Here is a 26647-nt window from a genome sequence, read left to right as displayed (position 1 = left end):
TGATCGGCACCCCGGGGTGCCGATCACCTGACCTTCTGCCGACCGCCTGACCTTCTGCCGACCGGTGCGGGAAGTCCTCCACAGGGCGGCGCGGGCTTGTGTTGTGCACAGGGGGCGTGATCCGGGTGGGCGTGGCGCGACGGGGTGGGTGATCGTCGCTGCATGAACGAGACGGGAATCATCCTCGCCCGGCACCACGACCGAGAGGCGTTGCGTCGCGCGCTGCGGGACGAGCGCATGGAGAAGATCCGCCGGGGCGCCTACCGCGGCAAGCGGCCTGCTTCTGCCGACCGGTACCGGGACGCGACCGAACGGGCGACGGCTCGTGTCCTCGCGGTGAGCTCCCAGCTTCGCGGTGCGGTGGTGAGCCACGAGTCGGCTGCGCTGCTGCACGGCCTGAGGCTCTGGCAGCTGCCGGAGCGTGTGCACGTGGTGCAGGCGTACCGGGCGTCGTCGGCGTCGGCCCGGGACATCGCCCGGCACCGGCTGACGCTGGGCGAGCACGAACGGACCGTGGTGGGCGCGGCGTCCGTGACAAGCCTGGTCCGGACGGTCGCGGACTGCTGTCTGTCGCTCCACCCGCTGCTCGCGCTGGTGATCGCGGACCACGCGCGCTCTCGGTGCGGACCTGGCTGCTGCCCGGGAGTCCGTCGTGGGCCGACGTGATCCGCGAGGTCGCCGTCGTGCGCTCCTGGTGTTGGCGATGGCCGATGCGGGGGCGGAGTCGGCGTGGGAGAGCTGGTTGCGCTACCTCGTCCTGCGCGCCGGGCTACCGCGCCCGATGACGCAGCTCCGCGTGCCCACACCCCACGGTGAGTTCCGCGCCGACCTGGGCTGGGAGCAGTTCCGGCTGCTGGCCGAGTTCGACGGTCGGGTGAAGTACACGCAGGGTGCGCTGGGCCCCCGGCACGACGCCGGACGCGCGCTGTTCGACGAGAAGCGGCGCGAGGACTATCTCCGTGACCAGCGCTGGACCGTGGTTCGCGTCACCGCGTCGGACGGCCCGGCCACTGCGCTCGCCAGGATCGGCCGCCACCTCCCACCCCCGCCCGACGAGCCCCCGCACCCCCGAGACCTCCCGCCCCCACCCCTGCCGCGCGGATGGAGGTAACCATCGCTCCTGATGCGCGGACGGGATGGTCGGCACCGCCGGTGCGCGGAAGGGATGGTCGGCAGAAGGTCAGGTGATCGGTACCCCGGGCTGCCGATCACCTGACCTTCTGCCGACCATCCTGCTCCGGCCACGGCCCTGGCCACGGCCACGGCCGGAGGGGGCGGAAATGGGTGGGGTGGGGTGGGAGTGTGTGGCAGGGTCCGGGGATGGTTTCCTTCGTCTCGCACGTGACCGTCGACTGTTCCGACGCCTACTCGCTCGCCCAGTGGTGGAAGCCGGTGCTCGGGTACCAGGACGTGCCCGGTGACCCCAACCTTCCGGGGCACGAGGAGTGCATGATCACCGACCCTGAGGGCGCGGGGGTCGACATCCTGTTCATCGAGGTCCCGGAGGGCAAGTCGGCCAAGAACCGGCTCCACCTCGACCTGCGCCCTCGCGCCGACCTGCGGGACACCGAGATCGAGCGCATCGCGGCGCACGGTGCGACCGTCGTCGCCGACCACCGCGGGATCTACGGGCCCGGCTCGGGATGGGTCACCTTCGCCGACCCGGAGGGCAACGAGTTCTGCGTGCTGCGCTCGCCCGCCGAGATCGCGACCGCCGAGCCCGCCGACACCTGACGGGACCGCGCCCGCACCTCGGGCCGTCAGACCCGGACCACGATCTTCCCGCGGGTGTGGCCCGTCTCGCTGGCCCGGTGCGCGTCGGCGGCGTCGGCCAGGTCGAAGACCTCGGCGACCTCGACCGAGAGCCGGCCGGCGTCGAACAGGGCGGTGAGCGCGTCGAGGTCCGTCGTGGACGGGCGCACCCACACGTACTGCCCGCCGTGCTCGGAGCGGGCCGTCGGGTCGGCGACGGAGGTGACGGTGCCGCCGTCGGCCAGCAGGCCGACGGACGCGGCGACGGCGCCGCCGCCCGCGAAGTCGAGGATCGCGTCGATGCCGCCGGGGGCCAGGGCGCGGACGCTGTCGGCCAGGCCGTCGCCGTAGGTGACGGGTTCGGCGCCCAGTCCGCGCAGGAACTCGTGGTTGCGCTCGCTCGCGGTGCCGATCACCCGGGCGCCCCGCTCCTTCGCGATCTGCACGGCGAACGCGCCGACGCCGCCGGCCGCGGCGTGCACCAGCACGGTCCGGCCCTCTCCGACCGCGGACCGCTCGATCGCCTGATAGGCGGTCAGGCCGGCCAGCGGCACCGCGGCCGCCTCCTCGAAGCTGAGCGACGCCGGCTTGCGGGCCAGCGTCCGCACCGGCGCGGCCACGAGCTCGGCGAACGTGCCGCCCTGGACCGTGTCCTTGCGCACGTAGCCGTACACCTCGTCGCCCACCTGGAGCTCGGGCGTGTCCAGGCCCACCTGCTCGACCACGCCGGCCACGTCCCAGCCCGGGATCGCGGGGAAGTGGGTGTCGATCAGGCCGTGGAGCCGGCCCTCGCGGATCTTCCAGTCGACCGGGTTCACCGAGGCGGCCCGGACGCGTACCACGACGGTGTCGGGGCCGATGTGGGGGTCGGGCTGCTCGGTGAGCCGCAGCACGTCCGCGTCGCCGAAGTCGGAGTAGGTGATCGCTCGCATGTCAGCGACGGTACGCCGGGTCCGCCGGGCACGGCGCGCGGACGAGGTCACAAAAAGTGTGCCAAGCGTCACGCCTCGCCCGGGTGCTCGACCTGCACGTCCTCGGGCGACTTGTCCGGGCGCCAGCCGCGCCACACCGAGTGCCGCATCCGCCGCTCGCCCGAGGCGCCGTCGCCGCCCTCGGCCCAGTCCGCGTACGTCACCTCGCCCACCAGGCGCGGCGTCACCCAGTGCGCGTCCGACGCGTCCTCGCGGGGGACGCCGGACGCGGCGGGTGTCTTGCGCGCCATGCCCTCCAGCCGTGCGGTGATCTCGCGGCGCTCCCGCTCGCTGAACCCGGTGCCGACCCGGCCCACGTAGCGCAGGCCGTCGTCGTCCGGGATCGCCATGAGCAGGGAGCCCATGACCGCCGCGTCGGCCCGACCCGGTCGCCAGCCGACGACCACGACCTCCTGGGTGGCACTGTGCTTGACTTTCAGCCACTCCCGCGAGCGCCGCCCGGTGTACGTGGAGGTCCGTCGTTTGGCGACGACGCCCTCCAGGCGCAGGGTGCGCGAGGTCTTCAGGGCGGCGTCGAGGTCGCCCTCGAACACCGGCGGCAGGTGCACGGGCGGCGTGGGCGTGACGAGCGACTCCAGCAGCTCGCGGCGTTCGGTCCAGGGGCGGCCGGTGACGTCGGCGCCGTCGGCCTGGAGCACGTCGAAGAGCATGAGGTCCACCTGGACGCGGGCCCGGGCGCGGGCGACGTCGTGCTCCTTGCGGAGGTTGGCGCGCTGCTGGAGGCGGCGGAAGTCGGGGCGGCCGGCGCGGTCGAGGGCGACGATCTCGCCGTCGAGCACGACCGGGAGGCGGTCGGGGTCCACCTGGGCGGCGAGGGCGGCGAGCTCGGGGAACGTGACGGTGAGGTCCTGGCCGGAGCGGCTGACGAGGCGCACGGTCGCCGGGTCCTCGACGTGGGCGAGCGTGCGGAACCCGTCCCACTTCATCTCGAACATCCACTCGTCGGGCTCGCGGAGCTCGCCGTCGGTGGCGGCGGTGGCCAGCATCGCGCGCCAGGGGCCGCGTGCGCGGGCCGCCTTCTCGAGAGCGGCCTGCTGCGCGGGGTCGGCCGCCTGCCCGGGCTCGGCTCGACGTCCGGGCTCGGCCCGCCGCGTGGACGCGGAGGCGGGCTCGGCGTGTGCCGCGTGGTCCTGGCGTCCGTCGCCCGGCTGGGCCTTGGTGAGGTGGATCAGCCAGTTGTTCTCGGCGTCGCCGTCGCGCCCGCCGGTGCGGATGAGGGCCAGGCGGCGGGCGCCGCGCCGGTCGGAGCGGAGCGTGACGATCACCTCGTCGTCGCGCCACTTCTCCAGGTCGTAGGTGCCGGCGTCCCAGATCGTGACCTCACCGGCGCCGTACTCGCCGGCCGGGATGCTGCCCTCGAAGGAGCCGTACTCCAGGGGGTGGTCCTCGGTCTGCACGGCGAGGTGGTTCCTGGCCGGGTCGGTGGGCTCGCCACGGGGCAGGGCCCAGCTCACGAGCACGCCGTCGTGCTCCAGGCGGAAGTCCCAGTGCAGGCGGCGGGCGTGGTGCTCCTGGATGACGAAGGTGGGCTCGTCCCCGGCGGGGTCCTCGGTGCCGGAGGTGGGGCCGAACGGCTCTGGTGTCCGCTCGGGGTCGCGCTTGGCGCGGTAGGTCTCCAGCTTGTCGAAGGTGGCGAGCCGCTCGGGTGTCGGTTCGAGGGCTGCGCGGTGCCCTTCCAGGAGGGGGGCGAGCAGGTCGCCGTCGGTCGCGACGCGCTCCACCACCTGGTCGGCGGTGAGGTGGGCGAGGTCCGGGTCGTCGAGCTCGGCCCAGGTGCGGGGGGCGGCGACCCAGGGCTGGTCGAGGCCGCGCAGGGAGTACGGGGCGATCGTGGTCTTGCTGCCGTTGTTCTGCGACCAGTCCACCAGCACCTTGCCCGCGCGCAGCTTCTTGCTCATGTCGCTGACCACGAGGTCGGGGTGCTCGGCCTCCAGGTACCGGGCGAGCTCGTGCGCCACGGCGGAGACGGCGTCGGACCCGAGGCGGGTGTCGGCGGCCTTGCCGAGGGCGGCGTAGAGGTGGATGCCCTTGGAGCCGGAGGTGACGGGGTAGGGCTCCAGGCCCATGCCCTGGAGGATCTCGCGGGCCCAGCGGGCCACCTGCGCACACTCGGGCAGCCCGGCGCCAGGCCCGGGGTCGAGGTCCAGCACGAGGCGGTCCGGGTCGAGCCGGGCGCCGGTGCGGCCGAACTGCCACTGCGGCGTGTGCAGCTCCAGGGTCGCGGTCTGGCCGAGCCAGGTCAGCGTCGCGAGGTCGTTGACCAGGGCGTAGTCGTTGGACGACGTCTTGTGCTGGATCGACCGGCGCTTGACCCAGTCGGGGGTGGAGGCGTCGAGGTTCTTCTGGAAGAACATCTGCCCGCCGGTGCCGTCCGGCCACCGTTTGCGGGTCACGGGACGGTTCGCCACGTGCGGGAGCAGTACGGGCGCCACCTGGGTCAGGTAGTGCAGCACCTCGCCCTTGGTGGTGCCGGACGCCGGGTACAGCACCTTGTCGAGGTTGCTCAGGCGCAGGCGGTGTCCGTCGACCTGCACCGTCTGCTGCGTGGGCGCCATCACACCATCGTGCCGCCGGTCGCGTCCGCTCGCTCGCGTTCGCGCTCGTCGGACCGGGTGCGGGGCGCACGCGGGGGCGCGGCGGTACCCGGGGCCGCGGCGGCGGGTGTCGTGGGGTGCCCGGGAGGTCCGTTAGGCTCCGGCGAGTGAATTCGGATGACCTCGTGGGCGGCCCGTTCGGGACGGCCGTCGTGCCCGCCCCGTCGGTGGCCCCGCCGCAGCAGCTCACGGTGTACGGCGCCGAGTGGTGCCGCGACTGCCGCCGCAGCAAGGCCGTGCTGGACGTGCGCCGCGTCGACTACGTGTACGTCGACCTGGTCGCGCAGCCCGAGCGGGCGGACGAGGCGGAGGCGCTGACCGGCCGCAAGTCCATCCCGGTGCTGGTCTTCCCGGACGGTGAGCACCTCGTGGAGCCCACCAACGCCGAGCTCGCGGCGAAGCTGGACCGCGCGGGTCTCTGACCGGAACCTGGGCATGTCGTGCTCTTGGGGCGCACCATAGAAGGATGAGGGCTATCTGGAAGGGTGCCGTGACCTTCGGTCTCGTCAACGTTCCGGTCAAGCTGTACAGCGCGACCGAGGACCACGACGTCCCGTTGCACCAGGTGCACGACGCCGACGGCGGCCGCATCCGGTACAAGCGCGTCTGCGAGCTCGACGGCGAGGTCGTGCCGTACGAGCACATCGACCGCGCCTACGACGACGGCGAGCGCACGGTGGTGCTCACCAAGAAGGAGCTCGCCGACCTGCCCGCCGAGCGGGACCGGGAGATCTCCGTGGTCGAGTTCGTGCCCAGCGAGCAGATCGACCCGATCATGTACGACCGGACCTACTACCTGGAGCCGGACTCCAAGTCCACGAAGGCGTACGTGCTGCTGCGTCGCACGCTGGAGGAGACGGACCGCACCGCCGTGGTGAAGTTCGCGCTGCGGCAGCGCACCCGGCTGGCGGCGCTGCGGGTGCGCGACGAGGTGCTCGTGCTCCAGACGCTGCTGTGGGCCGACGAGGTCCGTGAGGCCGCGTTCCCGTCCCTGGACGAGCCCGCCAAGGTGACCGACAAGGAGCTGTCGATGTCGGCCCAGCTCGTCAGCAGCTTCGAGGCGGACTTCACGCCCGAGGACTACGAGGACGACTACCAGGTGCAGCTGCGCAAGCTCGTGGACGCGAAGCTCGAGGCCGGAGACACCCTGGACACCGCGGAGACCTTCGGCGAGGCGGCCGAGGAGGGTGAGGGCGCCGAGGTGGTGGACCTCATGGAGGCCCTCAAGCGCAGCGTGGCGGACGCGAAGAAGTCGCGCAGGACCGGCTGACGCCCGGCACGCACGGTTCAGCCCAGGTGCGCCGACAGGCCCTGCTCGCCGCGGCGCATCACCCTGGCGTGGGCCCAGGTCAGCGGGGCCGGGGCGATCCGCGCCGCCGCCCGGAGCCAGGCCGGGCCGGGGGAGACCTGCCACAGCAGCCGTACCTCGGTGCCGGGGCGACCGGGGCCGACCGTCACGTCCGCCCGCCCCGCCAGGTCCCCGGAGACGTCCAGCCGCGCACGGCCCGGCCCGGCGTCGGACGGCGGCACGCTCTCGGTGAGCTCCAGCCGGAACCGCAGGGCGTAGCCCAGCGGGCTGCGCACCTGCAGCACCGCCCACGCCCCGGGCGCGGCCAGCCCGTCCGGCCCGACGGCGGGACCGGTCGCGGCGGTGGTCAGTCCCGGCCACCAGTCGGGCCAGGTGAACCGCGGGTCGGCGAGCATCGACCAGACCCGTTCCACGGGCGCGGTCGGCCGCCAGACGGACCTGAGCACGAACACGGGCCCATGGTGCCGTCCCACGTCCGGCGGTGCGGCCTGACGTGCGGTTTGACACGGCTCGGCCTGACGGAGGTGTGCGCGGCGGTCCCGTGAAAGGGTGGGGGACGATGACTCGCTCCGTCCCACCCCGCTGGCTGCGCCGGACCCTGGCCGGCGTCCTCGCCGCCGTCGCCTGCCTGACCTACGGGATCACGACGGCGAGGGCCGACCTCAGCCTCGGACCGCACGAGGCCACGTACGCGATCACCGCGGAGGACCGGCTCGTCGCCGACCTCGGGCCGCTCGGCACCGTCGTCGCCGACTCCCCGCTGCCGCTCACCCTCGGTGTCCGGATCACCGTGCACGAGATCCCCGCCGACCTCTCGGCCGTGGACGCCGCCAGCTTCGACGCCCTGGCCGGCGACCTGGACGGGTACCTCCAGTTCTTCGACACCCCGCAGCAGACGGTCCGCACCGTGGCGTGGGCGCTCGCCTGGGACGCCGTCCGCGGCACGGGCGTCGCCGCGCTCGTGCTCGTCGCGGCAGCCTTCGGCGTGCGCGCGCTGCTGGGCGCGGTCCGGCGTCGCGAGCTCGCCCGCACTCTCGCGGGCCGCACCTGGGAGATCACCGGCGGGGTGGCCGTCGTCGTGCTCGTGGCCGCGACCGCCACGGCGAGCGCCGGGCCCGAGGAGCGGGCCGCGCTGCCGGCCTCCGCGGTGTTCGAGGGGACGGCCCTGGAGGGGGCGCGGATCACGGGCCGCCTCGCGAGCGTGATCGACACCTACAGCGGTCAGCTCGTGGAGACCTACCAGGCCAACGAGGTGTTCTACGCGGGGGCGCGGGAGCGGCTGATGGAGGCGTGGGACGCGCGGGTCGCCGAGCAGGAGGCCGCCGAGGCGGGACCGTCGCCGTCGGGCAGCCCGGACACGCCCGAGTACGTCACGTTCCTGCTGGTCTCGGACCTGCACTGCAACACGGGCATGACGCCGCTGATCCGGGACCTCGCGGACAGCCTGGCGCCCGACGTCATGCTGAACGCCGGGGACACCACCATCAACGGCACGAGCGTGGAGTCGGTGTGCGTGGACTCGTTCGCGTCGGCGGTGCCGGACGGCGTCCCGTTCGTGGTGGCGGACGGCAACCACGACTCGCGTCTGACCACGGCCACGGAGCTGGCCAACCGCCAGATCGTGCTCGACGGCGAGGTGGTCGAGGTGGAGGGCGTGCGGATCCTGGGCGACCGGGACCCGTTGGAGACGCGGATCGGCGGCGGCACCGTGATGGCGCGCGAGGAGACGCCGGAGCAGGCGGGCGAGCGGCTGCGCGACGTCGCGTGCGAGGCGGCGGGGGAGCCGGGCCTGGGCGGGTACACCGGGGAGGACCGGGTCGACCTGCTGATGGTGCACCAGCCCGCGGTCGGGGACGCGGCCCTGGAGTCGGGGTGCGTGCCGTTCCAGGTCTCGGGGCACATGCACACGCGGATCGGCCCGGACGCGGTCGGGTACGGCGTGCGGTACGTGAACGCCAGCACCGGCGGCGCCACCAAGGGCAACACGTCGGTGGGGCCGCTGCGGGACTCGTCGGAGATGACGGTGCTGAGGTTCGACCCGGAGCGTCGGCAGTTCGTGGACTGGCAGCTCGTGGAGGTCACGACCGAGGGCGAGGCGTTCGTGGGCGAGCGGCAGGCGATCCCGCCGGCCGCGCCGGTGCCGGACGAGGTGCCCGACGACACACCCGGGGACCTCCCGGGCGCCGGCTCGGCCCCGTCGTCGTCGCCGTCGGGCAACTAGGCTCGGGGCGTGGACATCGCTACCGACCCGGCCGAGCTGACGCCCGTCGCCCAGGACTACCTGAAGGCGGTGTGGTCGGCCCAGGAGTGGTCGGACGAGAAGGTGACCACCAAGCACCTGGCCGACCGGCTGGGGGTGGGCGCCTCCACGGTGTCGGAGACGGTGCGGCGGCTGTCGGGCCAGGGCCTGCTCGAGCACGAGCGGTACGGCGCGATCCGGCTGACCGACGACGGCCGGCGGCTGGCCCTGGTGATGGTGCGCCGGCACCGGCTCCTGGAGACGTTCCTGGTGAGCCAGCTCGGGTACGGCTGGGACGAGGTGCACGACGAGGCGGAGGTCCTGGAGCACGCGGTCTCCGACGTGTTCGTGGAGCGCATGGCCGAGCGGCTGGGCAACCCGACGCGCGACCCCCACGGCGACCCCATCCCGAGCGCGGACGGCACGGTGGTGCGGCCGTCGGCGGTGCCCCTGTCGTCCATGCACGCGGGTGAGGGTGGCACGGTGGTGCGGATCTCCGACGCCGACCCCGAGGCGCTGCGCTACCTCGCCGAGCTCGGGATGGACCTGGACATGCGGGTCGAGGTGACGACGCGGCGCGAGTTCGCCGGCACCGTCGCCGTGACGTGGACGTGCCCCGTGCCGGACCCCGACGCGCCCGGCGCCGAGCCGCGGCCCGTCGAGCGGGTGGCGGACCTGGGACTGCTGGCGGCCTCCCGCGTGTGGGTGTCGCAGGAGTAGTCTGTCCGCAGTTCCTCCCTGCTCGTCGCCGGTGTCGCCGACGCTCCCCTCGAATCGATACGACCTCCTGGAGACCCCATGGCGACCAGCACCTCGATGCGCTCCGCCGCGCCCGCGCTCGTCGCGCTGGCCGTCGGCGGCTTCACGATCGGCACCACCGAGTTCGCCGCGATGGGCCTGCTGCCCGACGTCGGGGCCGACCTCGGCGCCACCGACCCCCAGGTGGGGCACACGATCACGGCGTACGCGCTCGGCGTCGTCGTGGGTGCGCCGCTGCTGACCGTGGCCGCGGCGCGGATGTCGCGCAAGCGGCTGCTGCTGGCCCTGATGGGGTTCTACACGGTCGCCAACGTCCTGTCCGCGGCCGCCCCTGACATCGGCTGGCTCGTGGCCGGGCGGTTCCTCGCCGGGCTGCCGCACGGCGCGTTCTTCGGCGTTGGTGCGGCCGTGGGGGCTGCCGTGGCCGGCCCTGCCCAGCGCGGCCGGGCGGTCGCGACGATGATGACGGGCCTGACCATCGCGAACGTCGTGGGTGTGCCGCTGTCCACGTGGGTCGGGCAGGTCTTCGGCTGGCGGGTCTCCTACCTGCTGATCGGGGTTCTCGGGCTCGTCACGGTGCTCGGCCTGTGGCGGCTCGTGCCCGCCGGGGCGGGCGGCGCGGGCCGTTCGGTGCGCACCGAGCTGGCGACGCTGCGCAACGCGCCGCTCTGGTTCGCGTTCGTGGCGGGCGCCGTCGGGTTCGGCGGCATGTTCGCCGTCTACACCTACGTCGCCCCCACGATGACCGGGGTGACGGGGCTGCCCGGCGGGGCGGTGCCCTGGGTGCTCGCCCTGTTCGGCGTCGGCATGACGGTGGGCACCCAGATCGGCGGACGGCTGGCCGACCACGGCGTGCTGCGGGCCGTCCTGACCGGTTTCGTCGCCACCGCGGCGTCGCTGGTCCTGTTCGCGCTCACCGGCGGCTGGGTCGTGCCCGCCCTGGTGTCCCTCTTCCTGCTCGGGGTCACGTCCCAGATCCTGGGGCTCGCCTTCCAGACCCGCCTGATGGACCTGTCGCCGGGTGCGCCGTCGCTCGGTGCGGCGCTGTGCCACGCGGGCCTCAACGTGGCCAACGGTGCCGGGGCGTTCCTCGGCGGCCTCGTGATCGACGCCGGGTGGGGCTACCTCGCGCCCGCGTGGGCCGGGTTCGTCGTCACGCTGCTCGGGCTGGGCATGATCCTGGCGTTCGGGCGGCAGCGGGTGGTCCACCAGCCGGCGGACGGAACTTTGTGACGGTTCCGGGACCTTGGTCCCAGGAATGTTCCAGGCTGCGCCGGTACCGTGTGGCGCGTGACTGATACCGGGGCGACCACGACGTCGTCGGACACCAACGACCAGCACGACGTCGCCGCGGGGACCGGGCCCGGCCCGCGGACCATGGGACTGCTCCTGGTCGTGCTCGGGGGGATCGGGTTCGTCGCGTCCTTCGCGCTGGCCTGGGAGAAGTACCTGGCCTTCGTCGAGCCGGACCGGACGGCGTCCTGCTCGATCAACCTCTTCGTCACCTGCAGCGCTGCCATGGACTCGTGGCAGGGCGCGCTGCTGGGGTTCCCCAACCCGTACATCGGCGTCGCCGCGTTCCCCGTGGTGGTCACCACGGGCGTCATGCTGCTGCTCGGCACCCGCCTGCCGCGCTGGTACTGGGTGTCGCTGCTGGTCGGGACGGTACTGGGCCAGGGCCTGGTGTTCTTCCTGATGTGGACCAGCTTCTACTCGATCGTCGCGCTGTGCCCCTACTGCATGGTCGTGTGGACCATCATGTGGCCGCTCCTGTGGTACCAGATCGTGCGCGGCGTGCGGTCGGGAGACCTGCGCGTGGCCGCCGGGCTGCGGGACGCGATCGTGGGCAACCAGCACGTCATCCTGGTGATCGGCTACGTGGCCGCCGTGGCGTGGCTGCTGCTCGCCGTGGGCGGACCGCTCGTCGACTCGTTCTGACCTGCCGCTGACGTGCCCCGGCTCGATCCGCCCCCGGACGAGTACTTCGCGCTGCGCACCTTCCGTGCCGACGGTTCCGGCGTGACGACGCCGGTGTGGCTCGCCCCGCACGCGGGCCGGCTGTACGGGTACACCCCGGCCCGGTCCTGGAAGGTCCGCCGGATCCGGCGCGACCCGCGGGTGCAGGTCGCGCCGTCCGACGTCCACGGGGAGCCGCACGGGCCGTGGCACGCGGGGACGGCCCGCGTGCTGCCCTCGGCCGACCTGCGCACCGCGCGGCGCGCGATGGCCGCGAAGTACGGGCTGCGGTTCCGCTGGTTCACGCTCGTGCTGCTGCTCGGCCGTCCCCGCAGGCACGGCGGGCCCGCGGTCGGGATCGAGATCGAGATCGTGCGGGACGGTGCGGGCGCCGCATAGCGCCGCACCGCGGGCTCAGGGACGCAGCGCCTCGCGCAGCGCCCGCCCCTCGCTGCCCGACGGCGGCGCGTAGCCCAGCAGCGCCGAGATCGTCGGCGCCACGTCGACGTGCCGCGGGTCGTGCGGGTGCACGCCGGGCCGTACACCGGCACCGGCCAGGACCAGCGGCACGTGCAGCTCCGTGGTCGCGCCGTGCCGACCCGCCGCGTCGGCCGGGGTCGCGCCGAACGACCAGCCGGGCTCCGGCTCCACGACCAGGTCGCCGTAGCCCGGGCTCATGCGCAGGCGGCGCTGGTCGGCCTCGTCGAGGACGTCCCGCACCTGCGGCAGCCCGCGCAGCGCCCGCTCCAGCCGGCGGACGGCGGCCGGGTCGCCGGCGCGCTCCCCGATGATCCGCACGTCCGCGACGCCGCCCACGACGATCACCACGTCGGTGCCGGGTGCCGGCGTCTGCCCGCTGGTGAGGATCTGCGGGGTGAAGCCGGCCGCCTCGATCGCGGCGAGACCCTCGGCGCCGAAGCCCTTGTCGAACGTGGTCATGCCGTGGTCGCCGGTGAGGACGAACGCGGTGTCGCCGTAGACCCCCGCGTCCTTGGTGGCCTGCACGATCCGGCCGAGCTGCCGGTCGATGTCCGTCAGGGCGGCGGGGATGCGCGGGTCGGCGTCGCCGCCGTCGTGCCCGATCGCGTCCAGCACGTCGCAGTAGACGGCGACCAGGTCCGGCACGCCGTCCGTCGTCACCTGCTGCCCGCCCGAGTCGACGGGCTCGCCGCGCAGCACGGCGACGGCGTCGTCGGTGCGGCGGGAGCAGTCGCCGCCGGGCTGCGTGTAGAGGCCGTCGGGGTCGCCGAAGGTGACGCCGTAGTTCTGCAGGATGAACCACTGGGCGGAGAACACGGTGCCGCCCTGCTCCCGGATCGACTGGGCGATCGTCGGTACCGCCAGGTCGCGCTGCTGACCCCGGGCCGTGCCGGTCGCGGTGTCGAACCAGTAGGCCGTGTTGCGGTGCGTGGCGGGCCACGCGCCCGTGGCCACCGACGACCACGACGGGTTGGTGATCGAGGTCATCACGCCCGTGGACGTGGTGACGCTGCCCCGGCGCAGGAGGCGCTGGAGGTTCGGCATCTCCGCGGCTGAGGAGTGAGCCTGCGAGCCCCGCAGAGCCGCGGCATCGGGTTCCGCGGCGCCGGAGCGGACCAGGTCGAGGTACTCGACGTCGAAGCCGTCCAGGGCCATCAGGACGACGTGGTCGGCCCGGCCGTGGGCCGGTGCGGTGCTGCTCCGGGTGCTCTGGCCGTCGGTGCTCGCGGCGGGTGGCGTGGCCGCCGCGGTGGTCGAGGCCGTCCACACGACGGCCGCGGCGATGCTGGCGGCGAGGGTCTTTCGCAACGAGGGCATCATGCGGGCCATTCGAGCACCCGGGCGGAGAACTGCGGGGGAGGCGGGGGCGAATGTCGGGTGAACCCTCGTACCTGTGGACAACCGAGGCCGGTGGCCGTCGCGGTCGGTAGACTCGCAGCCGTGACAATGCCCGACGCACCCGAGCGCACCACGTCCCCGGACGAGCCCCGTTTCCGCTACACCCCGGCCCTCGCGCAGCAGATCGAGCTGCGCTGGCAGGACATCTGGGAGGAGCGCGGCACGTTCCACGCGGCGAACCCGCAGGGGCGACTTACGGGGCCGGGCGGCAGCCCGGCGCAGGGCGACCCGTACTTCATCATGGACATGTTCCCGTACCCGTCAGGTGCGGGCCTGCACGTGGGTCACCCGCTGGGCTACATCGCCACCGACGTGACCGGCCGGTTCCGCCGCATGCGCGGTGACAACGTGCTGCACGCGCTGGGCTACGACGCGTTCGGCCTGCCCGCGGAGCAGTACGCGGTCCAGACCGGGCAGCACCCGCGCGTCACCACCGAGGCCAACATCGGCAACATGCGGCGCCAGCTGCGCCGCCTCGGCCTGGGCCACGACCCGCGCCGTACGTTCGCGACCATCGACCCCGGGTACGTCCGGTGGACGCAGTGGATCTTCCTGCAGATCTTCGAGTCGTGGTACGACGCCGAGGCCGAGCGCCCCGGCCCGTCCGCCGGCTCGGGCCGTGCCCGGCCCATCTCGGAGCTGCGCGCGGAGCTGGCCGCGGGCACGCGCCCGGTCCCGGGGCACGACGGCGACAACACCGGTGGCGCGATCTGGTCCGCCCTCAGTGAGCTGGAGCAGCGCGACGTCATCGACGGCCAGCGCCTCGCGTACGTCGACTCCTCGCCGGTCAACTGGTGCCCCGGCCTGGGCACCGTGCTCGCGAACGAGGAGGTCACCGCCGACGGTCGGTCCGAGCGCGGCAACTTCCCGGTGTTCCAGCGCAGCCTGCGGCAGTGGAAGATGCGCATCACCGCCTACGCGGACCGGCTGGCGGACGACCTGGACCTGATCGACTGGCCCGAGAAGGTCAAGTCCATGCAGCGCAACTGGATCGGCCGGTCGGTGGGCGCCAACGTGCGGTTCGACGTGGTCGGCACCGCCGAGGGCGACCCGGCCGGTGCGGCGGGCACGCTGGAGGTCTTCACGACCCGCCCCGACACGCTGTTCGGCGCCACCTTCATGGTCGTGGCCCCGGAGCACGCGCTGCTCGACGAGGTGTCCGCGGCCTGGCCCGACGGCACGCGCTCCGCGTGGACCGGCGGGTACGACACCCCGGTCGAGGCCGTCGCCGCCTACCGGCGCGAGGCCGCCGCGAAGACCGCCGTCGAGCGTCAGGCCGACGCCGGCAAGAAGACCGGCGTGTTCACCGGCCACCTCGCCGTCAACCCCGTCAACGGCACGCAGATCCCGGTGTTCACCGCGGACTACGTGCTCATGGGCTACGGCACGGGCGCCATCATGGCCGTGCCCGGCGGCGACGAGCGCGACTTCGCGTTCGCCGAGGCCTACGACCTGCCGGTGATCCACACGGTCGAGCCGGAAGGCGGCCTGCCGGAGGACCACACCGGCGCGTACGCGGGCGACGGCGTCGCCGTGCGGTCCTCGAACGACGAGATCTCGCTCGACGGCCTGGGGGTCGCCGAGGCCAAGGCGACGATCATCGCCTGGCTGGAGAGCAAGAACATCGGCGAGGGCACCACCACCTACCGCCTCAACGACTGGCTGTTCAGCCGCCAGCGCTACTGGGGCGAGCCGTTCCCGGTGGTCTGGGACGAGGACGACCGCCCGGTCGCGATCCCGGACGCGATGCTCCCCGTCGACCTGCCGGACGTGCCCGACTACGCGCCGCGCACCTTCGACCCCGACGACGCGAGCTCCGAGCCCGAGGCGCCGCTGGGCCGCAACGACGACTGGGTGCACGTCACCCTCGACCTGGGCGACGGGCCCAGGACATACCGCCGCGACACCAACACGATGCCCAACTGGGCCGGCTCGTGCTGGTACTACCTGCGCTACCTCGACCCGGCCGAGACCACGGCGGCTGCGCTCCCGGAGCTGGAGCAGTACTGGCTGGGGCCGCGGCACAACCCGACGTCCGGCCCGGCCGGCGGCGTCGACCTGTACGTCGGCGGCGTGGAGCACGCGGTGCTGCACCTGCTGTACGCGCGGTTCTGGCACAAGGTGCTGTTCGACCTGGGCCACGTCACCGCGCTGGAGCCGTTCGGCAAGCTCTTCAACCAGGGCTACATCCAGGCGTACGCCTACACCGACTCGCGCGGCCAGTACGTGCCGGCCGCGGAGGTCGAGGGCGACGAGCAGTCCGGTTTCACGTGGCAGGGCCAGCCCGTCAACCGCGAGTACGGCAAGATGGGCAAGTCGCTGAAGAACGTCGTGACGCCCGACGAGATGTACGAGCAGTACGGCGCCGACACGTTCCGCGTCTACGAGATGTCGATGGGGCCCCTCGACCTGTCGCGCCCGTGGGAGACCCGCGCCGTGGTGGGGTCGCAGCGGTTCCTGCAGCGGCTGTGGCGCAACGTCGTCTCGGAGGAGACCGGTGAGCTCACCGTGACCGACGACGAGCCCGACACCGCCACCCTGCGGGCCGTGCACCGCACCATCGCCGACGTCCGCGCCGAGATGGAGAACATGCGGCCGAACACGGCGATCGCCAAGCTCATCACGCTCAACAACCACCTCACCGGCCTGCCCGCCGTGCCGCGTGCGGCGGTGGAGCCGCTGGTCCTGATGACGGCGCCGATCGCGCCGCACATCGCGGAGGAGCTGTGGTCGCGGCTCGGGCACGAGGAGTCGCTGGCGCACGAGCCGTTCCCCGAGGCCGACGAGCAGTACCTCGTCCAGGACACGGTGACCTGCGTGGTCCAGGTCCAGGGCAAGGTCCGCGCCCGCCTGGAGGTCGCCCCCGACATCTCGTCGGAGGACCTGGAGGCGGCCGCCCTGACCGAGCCGAACGTGGTCAAGTTCCTGGACGGCCGCGGCGTGCGCAAGGTCATCGTCCGGGCCCCCAACCTGGTCAACATCGTCCCGGCCTGACCCACCTCGCTGAGTGCTGGATCTTCGCCCTCTTCTGTGTGTCAGAAGGGCGAAGATCCAGCACTCAACGAGGGTCAGCGCTTGCGGGTGCCGAAGAGGGAGCGGGTCAGCTCGCGGACCAGGACCGTGCCCGCCGTCTTGGCCAGCGACGTCACCACGCGGTTGCGGTCGCGCGCGGACTGCTCCTTGTGCCGGGCCTCCGCGCGCTCACGGGTCGCGGCCTCCTTCTCCAGCCGGGCGCGCTCCTTGGCCAGCTCCCGCTCCTCCTGCGCCGCGGTGGCCGACCCTGCCGCGGCCTCCTGCGCCGCCGCCTGCTCCTGTGCCCTGGCCTGGAGCAGCTCGAACGCCGACTCCGCGTCGACCGGCGTGCCGTACTTCGCCTGACCGGCGGACGCGGCCACCACACGGTCGATCTCCGCGTCGCCCGCCGGGTCCATCGAGGCCTGCGGCGCGCGCACCCGCGTCCACGCGACCGGCGACGGCGCGCCCTTCTCGGTGAGCACCGTGACCACCGCCTCGCCGGTACCGAGCTCCTGCAGCAGGCGCTCCAGGTCGTACGGCGACGTCGGGAACGTGCGCGCGGCGGCGCGGAGCGCGGTGGCGTCGTCGGGGGTGAAGGCGCGCAGCGCGTGCTGTACCCGGTTGCCGAGCTGGGCCAGCACGTCGGCGGGCACGTCCTTGGGTGACTGCGTCACGAAGAAGACGCCCACGCCCTTGGAACGGATCAGCCGGACCGTCTGGACTACCTGCTGCAGGAAGTCCTTGGACGCGTCCGCGAACAGCAGGTGCGCCTCGTCGAAGAAGAAGACGAGCTTGGGCTTGTCGGCGTCGCCCACCTCGGGCAGGTCCTGGAAGAGGTCGGCGAGCAGCCACATGAGGAATGTCGAGAAGAGCTGCGGGCGGTCCTGGACGGCGGGCAGCTCCAGCACGTTGAGCACACCGAGGTCGCCCCTGGTCGCGATGAGGTCCGACGTCGTGAACGCGGGCTCACCGAAGAACACGTCGGCGCCCTGCCCCTCCAGGCCGACGATCTCGCGCAGGATCACCCCGGCCGTGGCCGCGGAGACGCCGCCGATCCCCTTGAGCTCGTCCTTGCCCTCGTCGGAGGTCAGGTGGGCGATCACCGACTGCAGGTCCTTGAGGTCCAGCAGCGCCAGACCCTTCTTGTCGGCCCAGTGGAAGATCAGGGTGAGGCTCGACTCCTGCGTCTCGTTCAGGCCGAGCACCTTCGACATGAGGATCGGCCCGAAGTCCGTGACGGTCGTCCGGATCGGGACGCCCTTGCCGATCCCGCCCAGCGAGTAGAACTCGACCGGGTACCGCGTCGGCGTCCAGTCCTGCCCGATGCTCGCCGCGCGCTCCGCGATCTTCGGGTTGTCCGCCCCGGGGAGCGCGAGGCCGGACAGGTCGCCCTTGATGTCCGCGAGGAAGACGGGCACGCCGGCCAGCGACAGACCCTCCGCCATGCCCTGCAGGGTCTTCGTCTTGCCCGTTCCCGTGGCGCCGGCCACCAGGCCGTGGCGGTTCAGCATCGAGAGCGCGAAACCGACCTGGACCTGCGGGTTCGGGGTCGCTTCGCCGCCCGGGGTGCCCTCCAGGAGCGCGCCGAGGGGAAGGGTGGCCCCGGCCGCGTAGCCGGCCGCCACCTCGGCGGCGTAGCCCTCTGGTGCCGCGGCACCGTCGGACGCCGCACCCGGCCCGGTGTCCGGAGTACCCGGCCCCGACGCGGACGCACCCTCGGCCGCCCGCTCCGCCTCCTCGAGGGCCTTCTGGGCCGCGGCGGCGGCCTCGCGCAGCTTCGCGAGCTCTGGCGTCGATGCATCGGACATGTCTCGGATGCTAGGTCGGGCTCCGGCGCTGCGCGCGGGGAGGATCCCGCACGTTTACCGGTCGGGTTCCCCGCGCGGATAGAGTGTCGCGGTCATGCGCACCCGACGTCGTCCTTCCCGCCCGGCACCCCAGGAGGTGCGGGTCGTCACCGACTCGACCGCCTGCCTGCCCGCCGGTCTGCCGGGCGGCCCGGTCGTGGTACCGCTGCGCGTGCTCGTCGGCGACGACGTCTACGCGGAGGGCGAGGACATCACGCCCGAGCGCCTGGTGGAACTGGTCGCGGACGGGGAGCACGTGACGACGTCGCAGCCGCCGCCGGAGGCGTTCGCCGCCGTCTATCGCGGCCTGGCCGACGAGGGGGCCCGGTCCATCGTGTCGGTGCACCTGTCGGGCGCCCTGTCCGGCACGGTGGGGTCGGCGGGCACCGCGGCCGCCCGCTCGCCCCTGCAGGTGCGGGCCGTGGACTCACGGACCGGCGCCGCAGGACTCGGCTTCGCGGCCCGCGCGGCGGCCGAGTGCGCCGTGGCCGGGGCGGACGCGGCCCACGTCGCCGCCCGCGCCATCGAGGTCGCCGGGACGGCGAACGCGGTGTTCGTGGTCGACACCCTGGAGCACCTGCGCCGCGGCGGCCGGCTGTCCGGCCCCGCCGCGGCGCTCGGTACCGTCCTGGGCGTCAAGCCCATCCTGCGGCTGTCCGACGGCGCGGTCGAGCTCTCCCAGCGCGTGCGCACCCGTGCCGCCGGTGCCGAGCGCCTCCTGGAGCTGGCCGCCGGGTTCGTCGCCGAGGCGCGGCGGCCCGTCGTCGCCGTGCACCACTTCGGCGCGCACGACCGTGCCCTCGCCCTCGCCGGCCGCCTCCACACGCGCACGCGGGCGGACGTCGAGGTCACGCCCCTGAGCGCCGTCCTGGGTGTGCACGTCGGCCCGGGCACGCTCGCCGTCGTCGTCGCGGACCTGGGTGACCACGTGCACTGACGGGTGCCCTCCGTCAGAGTGCCAGGACCTCCCGCAGGCGTGCCGCGAACTCCGCCGGCTTGTCGGCCGGCTGGCCGTACTCGCCGCCGCTGAACCCGCCGTGCCCGCCCGGGAAGGCCACCGGCTCCGTGCCGAGCAGCCCCGCCGCGGCGTGGGCCGCCCGGCCCGTCATCTGTTCACCGGTGTCGGCCCCCACCGCGACCAGGACGCGCGGCGCGCCGGCGCGGATGGTCTCGTAGCGGGGCTCGTACGGGGGCAGGACCAGCATGTTCACGCCGAACATCAGGTCGTCGCGGGAACCGTCGTCGGTGGTCGGCAGACCGAACATCGCCGGGTCCGGGTCGGGCTGCTCGACGTACGACGCCGTCAGCTCACCCTCGACCATGACCAGCGCGATGAACTTGGCCATCGCGGCGCCGAAGCCCTTCGCCTGGTAGGTGTCGTGGATGTCGGCCATGGCGGCGACGACGGCCTCGCGGTCGGGGAGCACCGAGGCCAGCGGCGGTTCGTGCGCGACGACGGTCCGCACGTCGCCCGGGTGGGCCGCGGCCAGCTCCAGCGCGACCACGGCGCCACCGCTGGAGGCGAACAGGTCGACCGGTCCGCCGCCGACCGCCTCGATGACCCGGTGCACGTCGTCCGCGTGGACGGTGACGTCCGGGTCCTGGCCTGGTTCCCGCGTGCTGCGCTCGACCCCGCGCGGGTCGTAGGTCACGACGGTCCGGTCGGTGAAGTGGCCCGCGAGCGTCGTGAAGCCTTCCGCGCCCATCGGCAGCCCGATCAGGAGGAGCGGCGGCTCGTTCGTCGGCGTGGCGGGCTCGCGGACGTCGTAGGTCAGGACGGCGCCCGGCACGTCGAGGGTGAGGGTCTTCTTGTCGGTCATCGTGCTCGCTCCCGTGTTCTTCGCTGCCGATCCCGTCGGCGTCTTCGCGGCCGGCGCGGTCCGCCGGCCCGAGGCGCACGGCCCGGTCCGGGTTCGCGCGCTCTGTGCCAGGTTCGACGGCGGCACCCCGCGGAACTCATCGGTGCGCGCCCGACGAAGTTCGCGGGCCGGGCGCCGAGACCCTCCGAACGGCCACGGGCGGGCGGGAGGCCGACCACAGGGGCCGCCCGCGGGGGTTCGTGCACAGGCCGCCTGCCGACGCGGTCCGGGCGGTGCGGCTCGCGCCTAGCGTCCTGAGCCATGGAACCAGAGACCGCGCACCGACGACCGCCCGACACGTGGCCCTTCAGTCCTGTGCCCGGCGCCGGGACTCTGCTCGGCCCCGGGACCGTGCTCGAGGCCGGGCTTGTGCCTGCGCCTGGGGTTGATCGTGTGCCGGTGCCCGGGAACGGACCTGTGCCCGGGGGCGGGCAGGAGCACGTACGCCGGGCTGACCTGCCGCGGCCGGACGACGACGCGAGCCGAGCGTCCGACCGCGTGGGTGGCGACGCGGACGAGCTGGTCACGCGCCTGCGTGCCCGCCGCTCCGCAACGGGCGTGGCGGCGGCCTACGCCGCGGCGCACGGGCACCCCGCCGACCCCCGCGCCGAGCAGGGCGCGCGCCGCTGGGCGCTGACGGGTACGACGGCGGTGGTCGCCGTGGTGGCGGTGCTCCTGCTCGGCCTGGGCGTCGCCACGCTCTCGTTCCGTGGTGACGGCGTGGTGCCTCTCGCGTCCGCGTCCGCCGGCACCTCCTCCGGTTCCGGCGTTCAGACCGGTCCGGACACCGGCGCCGGGTTGCCGAGCCCGCTCGAGAGCGAGCCCGGCTCCAGCACGCCCGGCTCCAGCACGCCCGGCTCCAGCACGCCCGGCGCGAGCGCGCCCGCCGGCGGTCTGCTCGTCCACGTGGTCGGTGCCGTACGGAAGCCGGGTCTGGTCACGGTGCCCGACGGCGCCCGCGTGGCCGACGCCCTGCGGGCCGCCGGTGGCGCCACGGACAAGGCCGACCTGACCGCCGTGAACCTGGCCCGCACGGTGGTCGACGGCGAGCAGCTCGTCGTCCCCCGGCCGGGAGAGACGGCCCCTGGCCCCGCTCCGACGGCCGGGGTCGCACCAGGCGCGGCGGGTACGGGCGGGGGCTCCGGGGCCGGGCCGACGGTCGACATCAACACGGCAGACGCGCTGGCGCTGGATGCGCTGCCGGGCGTCGGGCCGTCGATCGCGCAGGCGATCGTCGAGTGGCGCGAGACCAACGGACCCTTCGCCGACGTGGACGAGCTCGAGGACGTGCCGGGCATCGGCCCGGCGACGCTGGACGAGCTGCGCGACAGTGCCCGGGTCGGACCGTGACCGACCTGCGGCTCGCCCCCGCGGCGCTGGCCGCCTGGGGAGCAGCGTGGCTGCTGACGGGGCCGGGGTCCGCGCAGAGCGGACCGGTGACCTGGTGGGTCGCGGCCGTGGTCGCGCTGGCCTGCCTCGTGACGGTCGCGGTGGCCGCGCGACGTCGCGCCGTCCGGCCCCGTCCCGGCGTCCGGCCCCGTCTCGGCGTCCGGCCCCGTCTCGCCCCGACGGTCCTCGCGCACGGCGCACTGGTCAGCGCCTGCGTCCTGGCGGTCACGCTGTCGGCCCACGTCCAGCTCTCCGGCAGGTCCCCGGTCGCCGACCTCGCCGAGCAGCGCGTGACGGTGACGCTCAGCGGCGTCGTCGTCTCGGAGCCCGAGCCGTTCTCGTTCGGTCCCGGGGGATCGAGACCCGAGGGAACCGGTGCCGGCGAGGCGGGTCCGGGCACCGAGCCCGCCTCCGCACCGGGCCGGTACCGCTGGGTGCTCGCGGCCCGCTCGGTCGACGCCCGGGCCGTCAGTACGGCGGCCGGCGCGCACGTCCAGGTCCTCTCGGGCACCGCACCGCGATACGGGGCCACGGTCACCGTCTCGGGCACCCTGCGTGCCGCCGACCCCGGCGCCCCGGACGCCGCACGCCTGACCGCGGACGGCGCGCACGAGATCCGCGCCCCGCCGTCGTTCCTCGCCCTGCTCGACACCCATCGCACGGCCCTCCTCGCCGTCACCGACCCACTGGCCCCGCAGGCACGCGGGCTCGTGCCCGGTGCGGCGATCGGCGACACCACCCGGCTGCCGGCCGACCTCGCCGACGAGATGCGGGTGTCCGGGCTGAGTCATGTGACGGCGGTCTCGGGAGGCCACTTCGCCGTGGTCGTCGCCGTCCTGACCCTGCTCTGCTCGGCCGCACGGCTGCCCCGGTCGGCCCGGGTGGCTCTCGTCGCGCTCGCGGCGCTCACGTTCGTGCTGCTGGTGCGCCCGGAGCCCGCGGTGCTCCGGGCAGCGGTCATGGCGGCGTTCGCCCTGGCAGGCGTGGCCGCCGGACGGCCCGCGCAGTCGGCACCGGCGCTCGCCGCATCGGTGGTGGGGCTGCTGGTCGTCGATCCGTGGCTGGCGCGTTCCTTCGGGTTCGCGCTCTCCGCGGCGGCGACCGCGGGACTCGTGCTGCTCGCCGCACCGCTGGCCGCGCGGCTCGCCCCCTGGACGGGGGAGGTCCTGGCGTTCGCGCTGGCCGTCCCGCTGGCCGCCCAGGCCGCGTGCGGCCCCGTGCTCGTGCTGCTCGATCCGTCCGTCTCCACGGTGTCCGTGGCAGCGAACGCGCTGGCCGCGCCCGCGGTGGTGCCGGCCACCGTGCTGGGGCTGGTCGCGACGGTGCTCGCACCCTGGGTGCCCGTGCTCGCCGGGGCGGTCGCCTGGCTGGCGGGCTGCGCCACCTGGTGGATCGCCACGGTCGCCCACGTGTGCGCCACGCTGCCGGGCGCGACCGTGCCGTGGCTCGGCGGGCCACCCGGTGCGCTGCTGCTCGCGGGGGTCACGGGCCTCGTGCTCTGGGCGGCGCTGCGCGGTGCTCCCCGCCCGGGCTGGCCGGAGGCGTGGCGGGCGGCGGTCCGTTCCGGCCTGCGCGCGGCGCTCGGCCTGCGGCGGCGCGGGACGCAGCCCGTCCGCCCGCACGAGCTGCTCGTGGCGGGCCGCCGGGCCGGACCGGGTCGCCTCGCCGCACTCCTGGCGGCGGCCGCGGTGGTGGTCCTGGTCGTCACGACGGCCGTCCCGCGCCTGGTCGGCCGCGCAGAGGTGCCGGAGGACTGGCAGGTCGCGGCGTGCGACGTCGGGCAGGGCGACGCGCTGGCCCTGCGCACGGGTCCGGCGTCGGCCGTGGTGGTGGACGTCGGGCCGGCAGGATCCGCGGCGGGGCGCTGCCTCGACCGGCTCGGCGTCACGCGGGTGGATCTCCTGGTGCTCAGCCACTTCCATGCCGACCACGTGGGTGGCCTCGGCCCGGTGCTGGCCGGCCGGGAGGTGACGGCGGCCCTCGTGTCCCCCGTGGCAGAGCCCGCGGCGGGTGCCGCGGCCACGACGGCGGCGCTGGCGGCCGCGGGCGTGCCCGTGCGGCCCGCCCGGACCGGGGACCAGGGCGTGGCGGGCACCCTCGCGTGGCGGGTGCCGCTGGCCGGCGCGGGCGAGGGCGCGAACGACTCGAGCGTCGTGCTCGCCGCGCGCACCGCGGGCCTGGACGTGGTGCTGCTCGGTGACCTGGAGGACGCGGGCCAGGACGCGCTCGTCCCGCTGGTCGGTCCGGCCGACGTCGTCAAGGTCGCCCACCACGGCTCGGCGGTGCAGTCGGCCGAGCTGGCTCGTCGGCTGCGTCCTGCGGTCGCGCTCGTCTCGTCCGGCCGCGACAACGACTACGGTCACCCGACGGACGAGGCGCTCGATCTGTACGCGGGCCTCGGGGCGGCGGTGGTCCGGACCGACGAGTGCGGCACGGTGGCGCTGGTCGTGCGCGGCGGGGAGGTGGGCCTGGCAGGCTGCTGACCGGCGGAGACCCCGCAACACGCCACGTCTCGCGAAACGTTGCGGATCCTGTCAGCGCGCCTACCGTGGGTGACGTCGGAGCGAGACCTTCGGCATCACGTGAGGGGGCTTCGTGATCGATATCAAGTCAACCGCCCGGCGGCACCGCCGGGCCATCGCGGTCGTCGCGGCGGCCGCCCTGCTCGTACCGGTGGCGGCGCTCAGCGCCGTCGGGCAGGACCAGGCGGCGGTGGTGCTCCAGCAGCGGCAGGAGCTGCTGGCACAGTCCGTGGTCACCGACGTCTCCGAGGCCGAGCAGGTCGTCCGCGTGGACGTCGCCCGGGACCCTGAGGCGGCAGACGCCTGGCTCGACGAGTCGGCGGACCTGCTGGACGGCTGGACGGTCGTCGTGGCGGGCACGGACGCGCCGTCGGGCGAGGACCGCGCGCAGGGCGACGCCGAGGCCATGGCGGGCGATCCGCCGTCCGGCGCGGGGGCGTGCCCCGAGGTTCCCGGCGGGCCACGCTCGCCGGAGGGTGCCACCACCCCGTACCTGGGCTGCGGCCCCGCGACGTCCGTCCAGGCGACCGGCGCGCAGCAGCGGTCGGGAGGGCAGCAGAGCCTGGACGAGCAGCAGGCCACCGGCGCCCAGCAGGCGACGACCGGGCAGACGATCACCCAGGGACCGCCCCGCGCCACGCTGGCCCGGGCCGTCGACGAGGTGCTGGCCGCCTACCTCCCCGGCGCCGACCTGGCGCCCACCACGGTGCACCTGGACCACGGCGCGGCGACCGTCGACGTCGCGCCAGGGTTCGAGGAGGCGATGTCGGACGCCGGGGTGTACCCCGGCGACGTCTGGCAGGCGCTCCTGTTCACCGCGCACAGCAACGGTGCGCTCGACTCCGTGACGTTCACGGTCGACGGAGACTGCCTCGCCTTCGCCTACGCGACCGGGGGCGACATGTGCGCCCCGACCGACCTGCCCATCGAGCTGGGATGAGAGGGGGAACGACCGTGCGCAGGACGACCAGCGCGATGCTCCGGCGGGTCCTGACGGGGTCCGTCGCAGCGGTGCTCGTGACGGGCGGGCTCCTCGCCGTGGCCCCGGCGGCGTCGGCGGACGTCACCTACGTGCCCGAGAAGTGGAACGGCAAGGTGGTCTACCTCTCCCAGGCGTGCCACGACCGTGGGGACACGGTGTGCCACGACAACACGGGCTGCTCCGGGTTCAGCGAGAACCGCAACTCCTACCTCCTGGCGATGTCGACCATCCGTGAGACCGGGACCTCGCACCCCAACCTCCTGGAACGGGGCTACAAGGTGGTCCGCGGCGACGGGCTGACCCGCCAGAACATCGACAGCTCGAACCGCGTGGGGGCCGACGTGCACGTGCCCCTGCACTCGAACGCGATCTCGAAGGCGTGCGAGAGCGGGTTCTCCGCGTCCCGGTACGGCACGCACGCGATGTACGTGTCGACCGCGGGGCGGGAGTGCTCCCAGAAGCTGCTGTCGGCCGTCGGTCCGAGCAGCCCGGGCACGAACGACGCCCGGCAGTACCGCACCGACCTCGGCGAGCTCAACCAGACGAATGCCGTGGCCTGCTACCTGGAGCAGGAGTTCCACGTGTGGAACCGGGGGGTCTACTGGATGTGGAACCGTGACGCCTGGAGCTGGCGGATAGCAGCCGGCATCGACGCTTACCTGGGTTACCCGTGAGACGCGCACGGCTGCTCGTCCCGGTCGTCGTCGTGCTGCTCGCGCTCGCAGCGTGCACACCGGTGCAGGAGGACCCGCCCGGCGCCCGCAGCACCCCGGGTGCCACCAGCGCCGACGGCGGTGCGTCGTCGGACCCCACGGAGGGAGCGGGGGAGGGCACGCAGGACGGCGCCTCCGGCGAGCCGGCCCTCTCCGTGGAGCCGGCCGGCAACGCGTGGGTGGTCAGCGGCACCGGCTTCACCGGCGGCAACCAGTACCTGGTCCAGTGCACGGGCGGGACGGCGCCGGGGGCGAAGGCCCTCGACGCGTGCGACATGTCGACACGCGAGCAGGTCGTCGCGGACGAGCAGGGCCGGATCGCGGCGACCCGGCAGGCCCGGGCCTTCGTCCAGGTGGGCTCCGTGAGGGAGGTGGACTGCACCGAGGACCCGTGCACGCTGGCCGTCGCCGACCTGTCGGACCGGGTGCTCGCATCGGCCCCGGCCCCGCTGCCCGGGGACGCCGAGACGCCCGCCGCCCCGGTGCTGGAGCTGTCCGAGCAGGACCTGCAGGCGGACCGGGGCGCCGTCACGGTGACGGGAACCGGGTATCCCGCCGGTGCGGTGGTCCGCCTGGCGCAGTGCGCCACGACGTCGGACGGCGCCGTGGACACCGAGAACTGCCTCTACGACGACGGCCGCCGCGTGATCGCGGACCGCTCCGGGTCCGTGGTGACCAGGCTGCCCGTCGAGCGGCGCATCGAGCTGGTCGGTGGTGGCACGGCGGACTGCCGGCAGGCCGGGGCCTGCGTGGTCGCCAACGCCCGGACCGACGGCGCACGCATGGCGGTCACCGACCTGCTCTGGGAGTGAGTTCTCCGGGATGAGTGTGGGTGGCGCGT

The 26647-nt window shown here is 74.2% G+C and carries 23 protein-coding genes; 17 read left to right on the top strand and 6 right to left on the bottom strand.

Going from position 1 to position 26647, the window contains the following annotated elements:
* Nucleotides 1-162 precede the first annotated feature (162 nt).
* From ACIBBF_RS05275 to ACIBBF_RS05265, 3 genes are all read left to right on the top strand, one after another.
* Nucleotides 163-666, top strand: coding sequence for a hypothetical protein (locus ACIBBF_RS05275; protein ID WP_397411228.1), 504 nt, complete (start codon nucleotides 163-165; stop codon nucleotides 664-666).
* 37 nt (nucleotides 667-703) lie between these two features.
* The gene (locus ACIBBF_RS05270) at nucleotides 704-1111 is read left to right on the top strand and encodes a hypothetical protein (RefSeq protein ID WP_397411226.1); all 408 of its coding nucleotides are present in this window, start codon (nucleotides 704-706) and stop codon (nucleotides 1109-1111) included.
* Between the two features lie 209 nt (nucleotides 1112-1320).
* A complete protein-coding gene (locus ACIBBF_RS05265) occupies nucleotides 1321-1734 on the top strand; it encodes a VOC family protein (protein WP_397411224.1) in 414 nt (137 codons plus the stop codon).
* Nucleotides 1735-1760: 26 nt separating this feature from the next.
* On the opposite strand, the gene ACIBBF_RS05260 is transcribed toward ACIBBF_RS05265, so the two are convergent.
* Nucleotides 1761-2684 carry an NADP-dependent oxidoreductase gene (locus ACIBBF_RS05260; protein ID WP_397411222.1) on the bottom strand — a complete coding sequence of 308 codons (924 nt, stop codon included), beginning with the start codon at nucleotides 2682-2684 and terminating at the stop codon, nucleotides 1761-1763.
* Between the two features lie 68 nt (nucleotides 2685-2752).
* The gene (locus ACIBBF_RS05255) at nucleotides 2753-5299 is read right to left on the bottom strand and encodes an ATP-dependent DNA ligase (RefSeq protein WP_397411220.1); all 2547 of its coding nucleotides are present in this window, start codon (nucleotides 5297-5299) and stop codon (nucleotides 2753-2755) included.
* 206 nt (nucleotides 5300-5505) lie between these two features.
* Between ACIBBF_RS05255 and ACIBBF_RS05250 the strand changes: the two genes are divergently transcribed.
* Together ACIBBF_RS05250 and ACIBBF_RS05245 are read left to right on the top strand one after the other, a co-directional pair.
* A complete protein-coding gene (locus ACIBBF_RS05250) occupies nucleotides 5506-5760 on the top strand; it encodes a glutaredoxin family protein (RefSeq protein ID WP_397411758.1) in 255 nt (84 codons plus the stop codon).
* Between the two features lie 44 nt (nucleotides 5761-5804).
* Nucleotides 5805-6608: a Ku protein gene (locus tag ACIBBF_RS05245; protein ID WP_397411218.1), complete on the top strand. Its 804-nt coding sequence runs from the start codon at nucleotides 5805-5807 to the stop codon at nucleotides 6606-6608.
* A 17-nt stretch (nucleotides 6609-6625) separates the two neighbouring features.
* On the opposite strand, the gene ACIBBF_RS05240 is transcribed toward ACIBBF_RS05245, so the two are convergent.
* Nucleotides 6626-7099 (bottom strand): hypothetical protein, encoded by a 474-nt coding sequence (locus ACIBBF_RS05240; RefSeq protein ID WP_397411216.1) that lies wholly within the window; start codon nucleotides 7097-7099, stop codon nucleotides 6626-6628.
* Between the two features lie 107 nt (nucleotides 7100-7206).
* On the opposite strand from ACIBBF_RS05240, the gene ACIBBF_RS05235 reads away from it, so the two are divergent.
* From ACIBBF_RS05235 to ACIBBF_RS05215, 5 genes are all read left to right on the top strand, one after another.
* The gene (locus ACIBBF_RS05235; protein WP_397411214.1) at nucleotides 7207-8868 is read left to right on the top strand and encodes a metallophosphoesterase; all 1662 of its coding nucleotides are present in this window, start codon (nucleotides 7207-7209) and stop codon (nucleotides 8866-8868) included.
* 9 nt (nucleotides 8869-8877) lie between these two features.
* On the top strand, nucleotides 8878-9606 hold the full coding sequence (locus ACIBBF_RS05230) for a metal-dependent transcriptional regulator (protein WP_397411212.1): 729 nt from the start codon (nucleotides 8878-8880) through the stop codon (nucleotides 9604-9606).
* 78 nt (nucleotides 9607-9684) lie between these two features.
* Nucleotides 9685-10878 (top strand): MFS transporter, encoded by a 1194-nt coding sequence (locus ACIBBF_RS05225; RefSeq protein ID WP_397411210.1) that lies wholly within the window; start codon nucleotides 9685-9687, stop codon nucleotides 10876-10878.
* 57 nt (nucleotides 10879-10935) lie between these two features.
* Nucleotides 10936-11583: a vitamin K epoxide reductase family protein gene (locus ACIBBF_RS05220; protein ID WP_397411208.1), complete on the top strand. Its 648-nt coding sequence runs from the start codon at nucleotides 10936-10938 to the stop codon at nucleotides 11581-11583.
* Between the two features lie 12 nt (nucleotides 11584-11595).
* Nucleotides 11596-12000, top strand: a complete 405-nt coding sequence (locus ACIBBF_RS05215) for a PPOX class F420-dependent oxidoreductase (protein ID WP_397411206.1) — start codon at nucleotides 11596-11598, stop codon at nucleotides 11998-12000.
* A gap of 15 nt (nucleotides 12001-12015) precedes the next feature.
* Here ACIBBF_RS05215 and ACIBBF_RS05210 read toward each other — a convergent pair whose 3' ends face one another.
* On the bottom strand, nucleotides 12016-13389 hold the full coding sequence (locus ACIBBF_RS05210) for an alkaline phosphatase family protein (protein ID WP_397411204.1): 1374 nt from the start codon (nucleotides 13387-13389) through the stop codon (nucleotides 12016-12018).
* 138 nt (nucleotides 13390-13527) lie between these two features.
* On the opposite strand from ACIBBF_RS05210, the gene leuS reads away from it, so the two are divergent.
* On the top strand, nucleotides 13528-16473 hold the full coding sequence (gene leuS, locus ACIBBF_RS05205) for a leucine--tRNA ligase (protein ID WP_397411756.1): 2946 nt from the start codon (nucleotides 13528-13530) through the stop codon (nucleotides 16471-16473).
* 74 nt (nucleotides 16474-16547) lie between these two features.
* Here the strand turns inward: leuS and ACIBBF_RS05200 are convergent, their stop codons facing one another.
* A complete protein-coding gene (locus ACIBBF_RS05200; RefSeq protein ID WP_397411202.1) occupies nucleotides 16548-18302 on the bottom strand; it encodes a helicase HerA-like domain-containing protein in 1755 nt (584 codons plus the stop codon).
* 94 nt (nucleotides 18303-18396) lie between these two features.
* On the opposite strand from ACIBBF_RS05200, the gene ACIBBF_RS05195 reads away from it, so the two are divergent.
* A complete protein-coding gene (locus ACIBBF_RS05195; RefSeq protein ID WP_397411200.1) occupies nucleotides 18397-19278 on the top strand; it encodes a DegV family protein in 882 nt (293 codons plus the stop codon).
* A gap of 13 nt (nucleotides 19279-19291) precedes the next feature.
* On the opposite strand, the gene ACIBBF_RS05190 is transcribed toward ACIBBF_RS05195, so the two are convergent.
* Entirely contained in the window at nucleotides 19292-20161 is an 870-nt protein-coding gene (locus ACIBBF_RS05190; RefSeq protein ID WP_397411198.1) for an alpha/beta fold hydrolase, read from the bottom strand.
* A 438-nt stretch (nucleotides 20162-20599) separates the two neighbouring features.
* Between ACIBBF_RS05190 and ACIBBF_RS05185 the strand changes: the two genes are divergently transcribed.
* The 5 genes from ACIBBF_RS05185 to ACIBBF_RS05165 all read left to right on the top strand — a co-directional run bounded on the left by ACIBBF_RS05185 (nucleotide 20600) and on the right by ACIBBF_RS05165 (nucleotide 26618).
* Entirely contained in the window at nucleotides 20600-21550 is a 951-nt protein-coding gene (locus ACIBBF_RS05185; RefSeq protein WP_397411196.1) for a helix-hairpin-helix domain-containing protein, read from the top strand.
* Nucleotides 21547-24072, top strand: coding sequence for a ComEC/Rec2 family competence protein (locus tag ACIBBF_RS05180; RefSeq protein ID WP_397411194.1), 2526 nt, complete (start codon nucleotides 21547-21549; stop codon nucleotides 24070-24072). The genes ACIBBF_RS05185 and ACIBBF_RS05180 overlap by 4 nt, the downstream gene beginning before the upstream one ends.
* Nucleotides 24073-24184: 112 nt before the next feature.
* Nucleotides 24185-25051: a hypothetical protein gene (locus ACIBBF_RS05175; RefSeq protein WP_397411192.1), complete on the top strand. Its 867-nt coding sequence runs from the start codon at nucleotides 24185-24187 to the stop codon at nucleotides 25049-25051.
* A gap of 14 nt (nucleotides 25052-25065) precedes the next feature.
* Nucleotides 25066-25767, top strand: a complete 702-nt coding sequence (locus ACIBBF_RS05170) for a hypothetical protein (protein WP_397411190.1) — start codon at nucleotides 25066-25068, stop codon at nucleotides 25765-25767.
* On the top strand, nucleotides 25764-26618 hold the full coding sequence (locus ACIBBF_RS05165; protein WP_397411188.1) for a neocarzinostatin apoprotein domain-containing protein: 855 nt from the start codon (nucleotides 25764-25766) through the stop codon (nucleotides 26616-26618). The genes ACIBBF_RS05170 and ACIBBF_RS05165 overlap by 4 nt, the downstream gene beginning before the upstream one ends.
* Nucleotides 26619-26647 lie beyond the last annotated feature (29 nt).

It is taken from the genome of Promicromonospora sp. NPDC050880 (genome assembly GCF_044456525.1).
Lineage (GTDB): Bacteria > Actinomycetota > Actinomycetes > Actinomycetales > Cellulomonadaceae > Promicromonospora.
This window is presented reverse-complemented; position numbering and strand designations above follow the sequence as displayed.